Below are 11,787 nucleotides of genomic sequence, written 5' to 3'. Positions count from 1 at the left end.
CGGGAGGCCGCACCCGTCAGGCCCGGGGCGGCCCGCCCGCCGGGCGGCCGAGCAGCGCCCGGCCCCGGCGGTACGCCCGCCAGCCCCTGGTCCGCATCCGCTCCGGGTACGGCGCCACCGGGGCGCCGACGCCCTGCACCCAGCGCCGGAACTCCGCCGCCGGGGTGTCCGCCCGGAGCATCAGCCGGGAGATCCGCAGCGGCTCGTCCCCGTCCGAGCTGAACGCGTTGCCGACCGCGCACGCCGACGTCCAGCCGGACGCCTGGACCTTCTGCCGGACGGCGGCGCTCGAGTAGCCGTGCGGGTAGGCGAACGAGGCGGCCTGGTGGCCCACCGCGTCCTCCAGTTCGTGCTTGCAGCCCCGGATCTCGTCCCATGCCTGCCGGCCGCGCACGGTGTCCAGCTGGGGGTGGGTGCGGGTGTGGCCGCCGATCTCGACGCCGAGCGCGTCCAGCGTGGCGACCTGGCGCCAGGTGAGCATCTCGGCGGGCGGCAGCAGGGTGCCCTCGCCCGCGTGCCCGGGGATGTGCACGGCGCCGGTGGTGACGAACAGGGTGGCCGGCAGGTCCCGGTCGCTGAGCATCGGGGCGACCGTCCAGTAGAAGTCGGCGAACCCGTCGTCGAAGGTGAGCACCGCGCAGTGCTCGGGCAGCGGGGGGCCGCCGCGCAGGGCCGACACCAGCCGGCGCAGCGGGACGATCCGGCGCCCGCCCTCCACCAGCGCGTCGAGCTGCCGGGCGAACACCCGCGGCGACACGGTGTACGGGGCGATCCAGCCGGGAGGGTCGTCGGAGACCGAGTGGTAGAGCAGCACGGGCACGGCGGTCATGACGCGCGCTCCGCGGGGACGGCGCGCACCGGCGCGTCCGGGGCGGTTGCCGGGCGGCCGGGCAGGGCGGCGGCGATCCGGCCGGCGGCGTAGCCGAGCACGGTGACGGACACGCCGGCGAGCAGCGCGGCGGCCCGGCGCGGATCGGCGCCGGCGGCCCGCAGGGAGCGGGCGAGCGCGGCCGGGATGGTCGCGGTGAGGTAGCGGCGCTCGCTCGCGAGGGCGGCGCGGCTGCCGCGCTTGCGGGCCACGGCGGCCTTGGAGCGGCCCTCCGCGAAGCAGCGGGCGCGGAAGTAGGCCCAGGTGGACCGGCCGGCCGGCACGTGGTGGCGGACCACCGCGGCGGGTTCGTGGAGCAGCAGGCCCCGGGGGTCGCGTTCGGCCAGCCGCAGGCACAGCTCGGTCTCCTCGCAGCCGAGCGGGCGGGTGCCGACCCGGCCGAGGTCGGTGCGGAAGCCGCCGGCGGCGAGCACCTCGGCGCGGCGGAAGGACATGTTGGCGCCGATGAAGTTGCGCACGGCGCTGCGGCGGGTGGGCAGGCCGCGGTAGGAGCAGCCGACCACCCAGTCGAACTCGGCGGGGAACCAGGACGGGCGCCCGCCGTCCCACCGCGGCAGGACGAGGCCGCCGACGCCCTGGACCCGCGGGTCCCGGTAGGGGGCGAGGAGGTGGCCGGTCCAGCCGGGCTCCGCGGCGGCGTCGTCGTCGAGGAAGGCGACCACCTCCTGGGAGGCGGCGGCCACGCCGGAGTTGCGGGCGCCGGACAGGCCCTGCCGCTCGTGGTTGGGCAGCACCAGGACGCCGGGGAACTCCGCCCCGGCCCGGCGCACCAGCTCCGGGCAGTGGTCGACGACCAGCAGGACCTCGTCGGGCGGCCGGTGCTGGCCGTGCAGCGAGCCGATCGCGGCGCGCAGGTCGTCCCAGCGGTCGAGGGTGTAGGCGCAGACGATGACGGACAGGCCCGGGGGGTTCACGGCCGTCTCCGTTCGTGTGTCGGGAGCCACCGCGGCAGGGTGCACAGCAGTGGCACGGCGAGGGCGGTGGCGGCGGTCGCCCAGGCGAGGGCGGCGTCGGCGAGGCCGATCGCCGACAGCAGCCAGGCGGTCAGGCCGGCGGCGGTCAGACCGGCGACGGTGAGGCCGGCGACGGTGAGGCCGAGGGCGGAGCGGCGACCGACGGTGCGACCGGGGGCGGTGCGGCCGGCGACGGTGAGGCCGAGGGCGGAGCGGCGACCGACGGTGCGACCGGGGGCGGTGCGGCCGGGGGCGGCCGGCACGCGCCCGTTGCGCAGCAGCCGTCCACCGGCCACCACGGCGGCCCGCAGCCGGGCCCGCAACAGGGCGGGGTACGAGCACTCGCAGGGCAGCGGCAGCGGGCAGGAGCAGGTCCCGCGCCCCCGGGCGGGGGCGGCGGCGGCCGCGGTCCGCGCGAACACGGCCCGTCACCCCGTCGCCCGGGCGGTGGCCCGGTCCCGGTGGACGCTGCGCACGTACCCGAGCGGTCCGTACAGCATGCCCTGCAGCTCCAGCCGGGCGAGGTGCCAGCTGGGGCGGCGGCCCGCCGCGCCCGGGTCCGGCCGGGTGCGTGCGCGGCGGGCCGCGTAACGGAGGCCGCCGGGGAGGCGGCGCAACAGGGCGGGCAGCATGGCGGGTTCGTGGTGCAGCGCGGCGGCGAGGTAGGCGCCGAAGCCTGCGCCGTAGCCGAAGGCCTGGGCGGGCAGGGCGTCCATGGTGCGCCGGTGGCGGTGCCAGATGATGGCGTCGGGCGCGTAGGCGAGGGCGTGGCCGGCGACCAGGATGCGGAAGAAGGCGAGCAGGTCGTCGCCGCCGCGGGCGGGGGTGCCGGTGCCGGTGGCGGGGTCGAAGCCGCCGAGGGCGCGCAGCGGGGCGGTGCGGAAGGCCATGTTGGCGCCGGAGCCGAAGCGGCCGGCGGCGAAGGGGAAGAGCGGGTCGCCGAGGCGGTCGGCGAGGCTCCAGGTGCGGGCGGCGAAGCCCTTGGCGAAGCCGCCGTGGTTCTCCAGCGCGACCTGGGCGGGGGTGTCGAGTTCGGCGGGCAGGATCAGGCCGGTGACGCAGCCGATCCGCTCGTCCTCGGCGAAGGTCCGGGCGAGGGCGCCGATCCAGTCCGGGTCGGCGAGGGTGTCGTCGTCGGTGAAGGCGGTGATCTCCCCGGTCGCGGCGGCGAGCCCGGCGTTGTGGGCCCGGGCCAGGCCCGCCACCGGCTCGCGCAGGTAGCGGACCCGGCCCCGGTACCGGTCCCGGATCAGCCGTTCGGCGGCGTCGTCGGCGGGGGCGTTGTCCACGACGATGACCTCGGTGCGCGGATAGCCGTTCCGCAGCAGGGAGTCGAGGCAGGGTCGCAGCAGGCCCGCCCGGTTGTGGGTGGCGACGACCACGCTGACCGTGACCGGGCCCGCGGGCACCCGGGCGCGGCCGACCCGACCGGGACGCGCCGCGGGTGTCGCGGTGGACAGTGCGGGAACGCGCAGTTCCCGGTGGGCGGCGTCGACCAGCGCCCGGCGCAGTTCGGCGCTCCCGCCGGCTGCTCCGGTGGCCGTGACCAAGCCGAGCGGGTGTCCGTGCAGCCGCACCAACGCCAACACGCGTCCGGCCGGGTCGACGGCACCGAGACCGCCGGGCGAGCGCAGCCCGCTCGGTTCGTCCAGGTCCAGCTCGACGACGCGGACGGGGGTGTGGAGCGAGTCACGGGCGGCGGGGCGCGGGCAGGCTGCTGCGGTGCGCCGGTCGGTGCCATTCATCAGTGCTCCCCCACGGAGGCGGTCGCCGGGGACCGGGCGCCGGGACGCTCGGCGATCAGGGTCCTCAGCACCCGGCGGCCGTCGGAGACGGCGTGCAGGTGGGAGCGACCGCTGCGGCGGGGGAGTTCCAGGCTCGGCACCTCGGCGATCCGCAGTCCGGAGCGAAGCGCGTGCGCGATCATCTCGGCCTCGATCTCGAATCCGGTGGAGCGGAGGTCGAGGGCGCTCAGGAAGGAGCGGCGGAAGGCGCAGTAGCCGTAGCACAGGTCGGTGAGGCTCGCGTCGTAGAGGCGGTTGACGACGGCGAGCAGGGCCCGGTTGCCGAGCGAGCGGATCCGGGTGAGGTCGAGCGAGCCGCCGCCGGCGATGCAGCGCGAGCCCTTGACGAAGTCGAACCCGTTGTCCAGGAAGTGCAGGTAGTGCGGGATCTCGCCGGGCCACATGGAGCCGTCGGCGTCCATCATCACGACGTACTCGCCGGTGGCGGCCGCGAAGCCGGTGCGCAGGGCGTTGCCCTTGCCGGGGCCGCTCTGCTGGACGCTGCGGACGGTGGGCAGGCAGTGCCGGGCCATCGGGACGGTGGCGTCACTGGACGCTCCGTCGACCAGGATGACCTCGTCGACGCAGGACGGGATCTGCTCGAAGACCCAGGCGATGTTGCGGGCCTCGTTGTGGGCCGGGACGACCAGGCTCACCGAGTGCCGGGCGGCCACCTGGGCCTGGGCGGCCGGGCGGGCGGAGCGGGCGGTGGCGGGCGGGTCGTCGGCACGGCGCATCGGGTGGTGCGCGGTGGCGCGGTCGGTGGCCCGGCGCTGCGGGTGGGCCTCGCCGTTGACGGGCCGGTCGACGGGCGGTTGGTAGGGCCGCTCGGACGGCCGGTCCTCGGACCGCCTGGTCTCGGACCGCCGGTCTTCGTGCCGTCCGTTCTCGGACGGGCTGGTCTCGGAGGGCCTGGTCTCGGAGGGGCTGGTCTCGGAGGTCCTGCTATCGGACGGCCTGGTCTCGGACGGCGGCCCGGCGGACGGCGGTGCCACGGCGGGCACGGCGGGGTCCTGGGCCACGGAGGCGTGGTTGGTGGAGGGCAGGGTGGTGCTCATCGGGGGCGGCCTCTCGGGAGGGAGGCGACGGGCGGACGCCGGGCACGGCGCGGGCCCCTAACGGTGGCGAACGGGCCTTGGGCGCGGACGGATACGCGCGGGCGGGGCCCGGTGGGGAAGCCCGGAGCGAGGACCTCGGGGAGGCCTCGGGGCTGCCGAAACGAGGGAGGGGCTCCGTGGCGGCCGGATGGGGGTGCGCACCGCCCGGGCCCTCCCCGGCGCCTGCGGCGCCGGTCGTACGAACTGGCCTATGAACCACCGCACCTTCGGGTGCGGAGTGTGCCAGGGCCTCATCGTCCGTCGGCACGGACAGTCACGTCAAGGGGGCTTTGTCCGCTTTTTACCGTAACTTCCCATGACCCGTGGTGACACCGAGTCACCGGACCCGATCCTGCGCCGTCACGCGGCGCGACCAGGCCGCCCGGCGCCCCCGGCGGCGCGGGCCCGCCCGGCGCCCGTCGGCCCCGCATCCGCCAGCCTCGCGCCCGTCAGCCCTGCACCGGACGGCCGCGCAGCGGACGACCCTGCACCGGGCGGCCCTGCGGCTCCTCCGCGATCCGGCGGGCGATCTCGCCCGGCCGCACCGGCCGTCCGAAGTGCCAGCCCTGCGCCCAGTCGCAGCCGATGGTGCGCAGGCGCTCGGCGTCCTTCAAGGTCTCCACACCCTCGGCGGTGACGGTCAGTCCGAGCGCGTGCGACATCGACACCAGGCCGCTGACGATCCGCCACCCGGTGGACTCGTCCTTCGCCGGATCGTGCAGATCGCCCACGAAGGACCCGGCGATCTTCAGCCCGGAGACCGGGAGGTCCCGCAGGTACGCCAGGTTGGACCACCCGGTGCCGAAGTCGTCCACGGCCAGCGACACGCCGAGGTCGACCAGCCCGTGCAGGGTGCGCAGCGCCTCGTCCTCCGGCCCGACGACCGTCGACTCGGTGATCTCCAGCTGCAGCCTGGCCGGGTCCAGCCCGGTGCCGTCCAGGATCCGGGCGAGGTCGGTGACCAGCGCCGCGCTGCGCGCCTGACGGACCGCCAGGTTGACGTTCAGCTGCGGGGCGGCGTCGCCGAACCGCTTGATCCAGTCCGCGGCCTGACCACAGGCCTGCTCCAGCACCCAGCGGCCGAGCGGCATGATCAGCCCGGTCTCCTCGGCGGTGGTCACGAACTCGTCCGGGCCGAGCACGCCCAGCTGCGGGTGGCGCCAGCGCACCAGCGCCTCCACCGCGGCCAGCCGGCCGTCCGCGAGCGCGTACAGCGGCTGGTAGTCGATGAAGAACTCGCCGCGGTCCAGCGCCGCCGGCATCCGCACCGACACCGCGTAGCGGCTGACCGCGCGGGCGTTCTCCTTGGGGTCGAACAGCGTCCAGCGGCCGCGGCCGGCCTCCTTGGCCCGGTACAGCGTCAGGTCCGCGGCCCGGACGGCGGCGCCCGGGGTGGTGGTGGAGACCCGCCGCTCCAGCACGCCGACGCTAGCGCCCACCGCCAGCTTGTGATCGCCGATCAGCACCGGCCCGGCCAGCGCCTTGAGCACCGTCTTCGCGGCCGCGACGGCCTCCTGCTCGCCCCGGCAGTTCTCCAGCAGCACCACGAACTCGTCGCCGCCGAGCCGGGCCACCAGGTGGCCGAGCGGGGTGAGCGCGGCCTTCAGCCGGGCGGCCACCGCGGCCAGCAACTGGTCGCCGGTGTCGTGGCCGAGGCTGTCGTTGACCACCTTGAAGCCGTCCAGGTCGACGTAGCAGAGGCCGAACCTGGCGCCCGGCTCCGGCTCCTCGAACAGCTTCTCCAGCCGCTCGAAGAACGCCGCCCGGTTGGGCAGGCCGGTCAGCGGGTCGTGGGTGGCCTGGTGGCGCAGCCGCTCCTGCAGCCGGTAGCGGTCGGTGATGTCCTCCAGCATCGCCACCTGGTACTGCGGGACGCCGTCGTCGTCCCGGATCAGTGAGACGGTCAGGTGCGTCCAGACCACCTCGCCGTCCTGGCGGTAGTACGGCTTGTCGATCTGGAAGTACTCCCGCCGGCCGCTGATCAGGTCCTCGTACGCCTCCCAGACGCCCGGGGTGTCCTCGGGGTGCACGAGGTCGCCGACCCGGCGGCCGGTCATGTCCTCCGGCCCCGCGCCGAACAGCTCCTGCAGCGCCTTGTTGACGGCCAGGATGTTGCCGTCGGTGTCCCCGATGCCGATCCCGATCGCCGCGCTCTCGAACAGCGCGCGGAACCGCGCCTCGGAGGCGCGCAGCGCCCGCTCGGCCTCCTTGCGGGCCGCGTCGGCGGCGGTGCGGATCGCCTCCTGCTCACGCAGCGTGCGCTCGCGCAGGGCCGCGGCCCAGCCGGCCGCGAAGGCTCCGGTCAGCGCCGGGCCGCGCTCGTCCCCGGACGGCTGCGCCTGCAGCAGCTCCACCGCCCGGGCCAGCAGCACCGGGTCGGTGAAGTGCGCGTCGACCAGCTCCGCGCCGGCCTGCGCGGCCAGCCGGGGCTCGAACGGCTCCTCCTGCTGGGCGCGGTGCAGCAGCCCCGCCGTCCGGGCCACCAGCCGGCCGAGCAGCCCGGGGTGGATGGCGATCCCGTGGTCGGCGGAGAGCAGCCGCGCCCAGGCCTCGTGGAAGCGCTCGGCGCTGTCGGACACCGGGGCGGCGCTCATCGGTCCACCCGGGTGGGCGAGGCGGGGGGTACCGGAGCGATGACGGGCGCGATGGCGGGCGCGATGGCGGGCGCGATGGCGGGAGCGGCGGTGGGTGCGGCGGTGACCGGCGGGGCGGGACGCGCGGGGCCCGCGGCCGGCGGGGCCGCGTGCGGACCGGTGCGACCGGCGGCCGCTGTGCCCGCTCCGCGACCGTCGGCTCCTCGTCCGGTCCGTCCGCTCAAGGGCGGAACCCCATGCCTGCCACCCCGGTCATCCGCTCGGGGTGCTCGCCGACCGCCTCCGGCTGGTCCGGGCGCCACTGCGGGAGGTAGACCACGCCCGGTTCGACCAGCTCGAAGCCGTCGAACATCGCGGTGATCTGCTCGTGCGTGCGCATGGTCAGCGGGGTCGGCGTCATCCGGTACAGCTTCTGGTGGTCCTCCGCCTGGTCCGGGCGCCCCTCCAGGGAGGCGTGCGAGAGGACCAGCGCGCTGCCGGACGGCAGCACGTCGCGGATGGTGCGGATCAGCTTCCACGGGTCCTCGTCGTCGGTGACGAAGTGCGCGACGGCCACCAGCAGCACGGCCACCGGCTCGCCCGCCGACAGCAGTCCGGCCACCTCGGGGCGGCCCAGCAGGTCGTCGACGTCGCGCAGGTCGGCCTGGACGACGGAGCACTCCGGGTCGTCCGCCAGCAGCAGGCGGCTGTGCGCCACGGCCACCGGGTCGCGGTCCACGTAGACGACCTCCGCCCCGGGCCGGATCGCCCGGGCGACCTCGTGCACCGCGCCGAAGGTCGGGATGCCGGAGCCGATGTCCAGGAAACGGGTCACGCCGCGCTCGGCGAGGAAGGAGACCGCGCGGCGCAGGAAGGCGCGGTTGGAGCGCATGATCTGCGGCAGTTCGGGCCACAGCTCCATGGCCCGGCGGGCCATCTCGCGGTCGACCTCGAAGTTGTGCGAACCCCCCAGGTAGTAGTCGTAGACCCGCGCGGCGTTCGGTTTGTCCAGGTCCGTGCCCTCCGGTACCCAGCTCGGTCGCCGCATGCCTGTGACTCCTTCACTCCGGTTGTGGGGCTGCAGCGCCTCACGACGACTGCTGTGACAGCTGAGACTACAAGCACAGAAGATCCTCCTCTGCACCCCGAACGGGTGCAAGCGGAGTGCCCCCTTCCCGGCACGCGGCGTTCGCACCCTGTTCGCCCCTCGTCCTGCCGAACCACCGGTTCCCGGCCCAGAATGGACGTGATGGCCGGAGGCATCGAGGACTACGCCCTCATCGGTGACTTGCAGACCGCCGCCCTGGTGGGCCGGGACGGATCGGTCGACTGGCTCTGCCTGCCCAGGTTCGACTCCCCCAGCTGCTTCGCCGGACTGCTCGGCGACCAGCGCCACGGCGCCTGGCGGATCGCCCCCGCGGGCGCCGCCGAGTGCCACGCCCGCCGCTACCGGGGCGACAGCCTCGTCCTGGAGAGCGAATGGCAGACCGCCGGCGGGAAGGTCCGGATCATCGACTTCATGCCGCAGCGCAGCCCCGGCGGACGCCCCGGCCCGGTGCACCACGGCGAGCAGGACGGCCGCCCCGGCCCGGGCGGGCACCGCGACCCGCAGCTGATCCGGATCGTCGAGGGCCTGGAGGGCACCGTCCCGATGCGCGGCACGCTGCGGCTGCGCTTCAACTACGGCCGCATCGACCCGTGGGTCCGCCGCACCGGACACCACCGGGTCGCCGTCGCCGGGCCCGACTCGGCCTGGTTACGGGTGCCCGCCGGGGTCCACACCTACGGCCTGGACGGCGTCACCGTCTCGGACTTCACCGTGACCGCCGGGCTGCGCGTCCCCTTCGTCCTCACCTGGCAGCCCTCCCACCTCACCACCACCCCGCGCGCCGACCCCGAACAGGCCCTGCTCGCCACCGTCGCCCGGTGGCAGACCTGGGCCTCCGACTGCCGCTACCGCGGCGAGTGGCGGGCCGCCGTCCTGCGCTCGCTGATCACCCTCAAGGCCCTCGCCTACGCGCCCACCGGCGGCATCGTCGCCGCACCCACCGCCTCCCTGCCCGAGCGGATCGGCGGGGCCCGCAACTGGGACTACCGCTTCTGCTGGCTGCGCGACTCCTCCATGACGCTCTCCGCCCTGCTGCGCGGCGGCTTCCGCGAGGAGGCCGCCGCCTGGCGCCGCTGGCTGCTGCGCGCCATCGCCGGCGGGCGCGGCGACCTCCAGGCGGTGTACGGGGTCGCCGGGGAGCGGGTGCTCGGCGAGACCACCGCCGACTGGCTCCCCGGGTACGAGGGCTCGCGTCCCGTCCGGTTCGGCAACGCCGCCGTCGACCAGCTCCAACTCGACGTCTACGGCGAGGTGGTGGACACCCTGCACCTCGCCGTCGAGGCCGGACTGCCGATGGAGCGGCACGTCTGGACCCTGCTGCGCGCGCTGATGGACCACCTCGAACAGCACTGGCGCGAACCGGACGAGGGGCTGTGGGAGGTACGCGGCGGGCGGCAGCACTTCGTGCACTCCAAGGTGATGAGCTGGGTCGCCGCCGACCGTGCCGTCCGGCTGGCCGAGAGCACCGGGCTGCCCGCCCCGGTCGACCGCTGGCGGGCCCTGCGGGACGCCGTGCACGCGGACGTCTGCGCCAACGGCTACGACCGGCGCCGCGGCGTCTTCGTCCAGCACTACGGCGGGCGCGGCCTCGACGCGGCCACGCTGTTCGTGGTGAAGAGCGGCTTCCTGCCCCCGGACGACCCCCGGGTGGTGCGCACCGTGGACGCCGTCCGGGACGGACTCGACCACGGCGGACTCGTGCTCCGCTACCGGGCCGGGCCGCACGGCGACGGCCTGCCGGGCGGCGAAGGGGCCTTCCTGGCCTGCTCGTTCTGGCTCGCCGACGCGCTCGCCGCCACCGGGCGGGTCGACGAGGCCCGCGCCCTGTTCGCCCGGGTGGTCGCGCTCGCCAACGACCTGGGGCTGCTCGCCGAACAGTGGGACCCGCACGCCGGACGCCAACTCGGCAACACCCCACAGGCGTTCAGTCACGTGGCCCTGGTCAACACCGCCTTCACCCTGGCCGAGTCGACCCGGGGACGGTAGCGGCGGGGCACCGCTAAGGTTTGCGCGTGGACCCCAACCACTACCGGTTCCGCGGCGTGTGGCGGCTCGCGGCGCCGGCGCCGGCCGTGTACGCGGCGCTGGAGGACGTGCGGAGCTACCCTCGGTGGTGGCCGGAGGTGCTCGACGTGCGGCCCGTCGACGAGCGGTCCGGGGAGGTCGTGGTGCGCGCGCTGCTGCCGTACCGGCTGGTGATCCACCTGGAGGCGCGGCGGCGGGACCCGGCCGCCGGGGTGCTGGAGGCCACCATGCGGGGCGACCTCGACGGGCGGTCGCGGTTCACCGTCACCGCCGTCGGCGACGGCACCCGGGTGCTCTTCGAGGAGGACGCCCGGCCCGGCCGGCCCCTGCTGCGCCGCCTCGCCCTCCCGCTGCACCCGCTCTTCCGCGCCAACCACGCGGTGATGATGCGCCGGGGCCGGCGCGGACTGGCGGCGTACCTGGCGGCGGGCGGGGCGAACGGCGAACAGCGAACAGATGACAGCTGACAGATTTCGAAATCTGTTATCTGTCATCTGTTATCTGTCGGCTGTCATCTGTTCGCCGTCATCTGTTCGCCATCGGTCGTCAGCCGTCGGCCGCTACCTGCCGTCCCCCCGCGGGAACAGCCACCGCCGCAGCAGCCGCGTCACCAGCGGCAGCGCCGCGTACGTCATCAGCCCGCTGATCAGCGGTGCGGTGACCAGCGGCCGGACGGCCACCGGCAGCGCCGCAAGGTGCGGGCCGAGCCACACCGCGGAGGCCACCGTCAGCGGGGCGATGGCGACGGTGGAGGCGACCGCCATCCGCCAGCGGACCGGCGGCCGGCGCTGCGCCGCACCCGGGGTGGTGGCGAACCAGCCCTCCATGCCGAGGATCTCGTGCCGGTGCACCTCGTGGTGGTGGCCGTCCGCCTTCTCGAAGCAGGCCGCCCGGGCCGGGGAGGACTGCCAGGACCGGAAGGCCGCCGCGTCCCGGAAGTGCAGCAGCAGGTGCCAGGGCTCGTCCGGCCCGGCCGGGCGCAGCAGCCCCGTCCCCAGGTTGCCGTCGTGCGCGGAGGCGGCGGCGAGGATGTTCTTCGCCCAGACCTCGAACGTCTCCTCGTAGCCCGGCTCCACGCGGCGCGCCACGAACAGCGTCACCTCGTCGTGCTCCTCGGCCTGCCCGATGGCCGTCCCCCGTGCCGTCGTCGCCATGCCTGCACCCTTCTCCCCGTGCGGCTCCGCCGTGCGCGGGCCGGTCCGGCTCCCCCGGTCGCGAGCCGCCGGGCAGCCTACGGGCGGCCCGCCGTTGCCGTCCGCCGCGCCCGAACCGTGGGACGCGGCGCCGCCGCCGGGCGGGAATCGCCCCGGATCTCCGCCGGGCCCGACAGAATCCAGGAGTCCGGCCCCGACGCCGGC

General features: G+C 75.7%; 10 protein-coding genes. 2 read left to right on the top strand and 8 right to left on the bottom strand.

Annotated features, from left to right (window positions below; genetic code table 11):
• Positions 1–16 precede the first annotated feature (16 nt).
• The 7 genes from ACFYUY_RS02915 to ACFYUY_RS02885 form a co-directional block, all read right to left on the bottom strand.
• Positions 17–829, bottom strand: coding sequence for a polysaccharide deacetylase family protein (locus tag ACFYUY_RS02915; RefSeq protein WP_387897308.1), 813 nt, complete (start codon positions 827–829; stop codon positions 17–19).
• Positions 826–1,803 (bottom strand): glycosyltransferase family 2 protein, encoded by a 978-nt coding sequence (locus ACFYUY_RS02910; protein ID WP_387897307.1) that lies wholly within the window; start codon positions 1,801–1,803, stop codon positions 826–828. The genes ACFYUY_RS02915 and ACFYUY_RS02910 overlap by 4 nt, the downstream gene beginning before the upstream one ends.
• A complete protein-coding gene (locus ACFYUY_RS02905; RefSeq protein WP_387897305.1) occupies positions 1,800–2,264 on the bottom strand; it encodes a hypothetical protein in 465 nt (154 codons plus the stop codon). Before ACFYUY_RS02905 ends, ACFYUY_RS02910 begins: the two co-directional genes overlap by 4 nt.
• A 6-nt stretch (positions 2,265–2,270) precedes the next feature.
• Positions 2,271–3,587, bottom strand: a complete 1,317-nt coding sequence (locus tag ACFYUY_RS02900) for a glycosyltransferase (RefSeq protein WP_387897304.1) — start codon at positions 3,585–3,587, stop codon at positions 2,271–2,273.
• Positions 3,587–4,684, bottom strand: a complete 1,098-nt coding sequence (locus ACFYUY_RS02895) for a glycosyltransferase (RefSeq protein WP_387897302.1) — start codon at positions 4,682–4,684, stop codon at positions 3,587–3,589. Before ACFYUY_RS02895 ends, ACFYUY_RS02900 begins: the two co-directional genes overlap by 1 nt.
• A 488-nt stretch (positions 4,685–5,172) precedes the next feature.
• Positions 5,173–7,317 (bottom strand): EAL domain-containing protein, encoded by a 2,145-nt coding sequence (locus ACFYUY_RS02890; RefSeq protein WP_360220686.1) that lies wholly within the window; start codon positions 7,315–7,317, stop codon positions 5,173–5,175.
• A gap of 220 nt (positions 7,318–7,537) precedes the next feature.
• On the bottom strand, positions 7,538–8,344 hold the full coding sequence (locus ACFYUY_RS02885; RefSeq protein WP_360220689.1) for an SAM-dependent methyltransferase: 807 nt from the start codon (positions 8,342–8,344) through the stop codon (positions 7,538–7,540).
• Positions 8,345–8,545: 201 nt separating this feature from the next.
• Between ACFYUY_RS02885 and ACFYUY_RS02880 the strand changes: the two genes are divergently transcribed.
• Both ACFYUY_RS02880 and ACFYUY_RS02875 read left to right on the top strand, forming a co-directional pair.
• Complete coding sequence (locus ACFYUY_RS02880) at positions 8,546–10,390, top strand: glycoside hydrolase family 15 protein (RefSeq protein ID WP_387897300.1); 1,845 nt, start codon at positions 8,546–8,548, stop codon at positions 10,388–10,390.
• Between the two features lie 26 nt (positions 10,391–10,416).
• Positions 10,417–10,896, top strand: coding sequence for an SRPBCC family protein (locus ACFYUY_RS02875; RefSeq protein WP_387897298.1), 480 nt, complete (start codon positions 10,417–10,419; stop codon positions 10,894–10,896).
• A 93-nt stretch (positions 10,897–10,989) separates the two neighbouring features.
• Here ACFYUY_RS02875 and ACFYUY_RS02870 read toward each other — a convergent pair whose 3' ends face one another.
• Positions 10,990–11,583: an antibiotic biosynthesis monooxygenase gene (locus tag ACFYUY_RS02870; protein ID WP_387897296.1), complete on the bottom strand. Its 594-nt coding sequence runs from the start codon at positions 11,581–11,583 to the stop codon at positions 10,990–10,992.
• Positions 11,584–11,787 lie beyond the last annotated feature (204 nt).

It is taken from the genome of Kitasatospora sp. NPDC004745, assembly GCF_042873275.1.
Taxonomy (GTDB): domain Bacteria; phylum Actinomycetota; class Actinomycetes; order Streptomycetales; family Streptomycetaceae; genus Kitasatospora.
This window is presented reverse-complemented; position numbering and strand designations above follow the sequence as displayed.

What these genes read in the sequence shown, in the direction of transcription:
- ACFYUY_RS02870 (WP_387897296.1), bottom strand. Translation starts at nt 11,583, where the DNA reads ATGGCGACGACGGCACGGGGGACGGCCATCGGGCAGGCCGAGGAGCAC.
- ACFYUY_RS02890 (WP_360220686.1), bottom strand. Translation starts at nt 7,317, where the DNA reads ATGAGCGCCGCCCCGGTGTCCGACAGCGCCGAGCGCTTCCACGAGGCC.
- ACFYUY_RS02895 (WP_387897302.1), bottom strand. Translation starts at nt 4,684, where the DNA reads ATGAGCACCACCCTGCCCTCCACCAACCACGCCTCCGTGGCCCAGGAC.
- ACFYUY_RS02915 (WP_387897308.1), bottom strand. Translation starts at nt 829, where the DNA reads ATGACCGCCGTGCCCGTGCTGCTCTACCACTCGGTCTCCGACGACCCT.
- ACFYUY_RS02900 (WP_387897304.1), bottom strand. Translation starts at nt 3,587, where the DNA reads ATGAATGGCACCGACCGGCGCACCGCAGCAGCCTGCCCGCGCCCCGCC.
- ACFYUY_RS02885 (WP_360220689.1), bottom strand. Translation starts at nt 8,344, where the DNA reads ATGCGGCGACCGAGCTGGGTACCGGAGGGCACGGACCTGGACAAACCG.
- ACFYUY_RS02880 (WP_387897300.1), top strand. Translation starts at nt 8,546, where the DNA reads ATGGCCGGAGGCATCGAGGACTACGCCCTCATCGGTGACTTGCAGACC.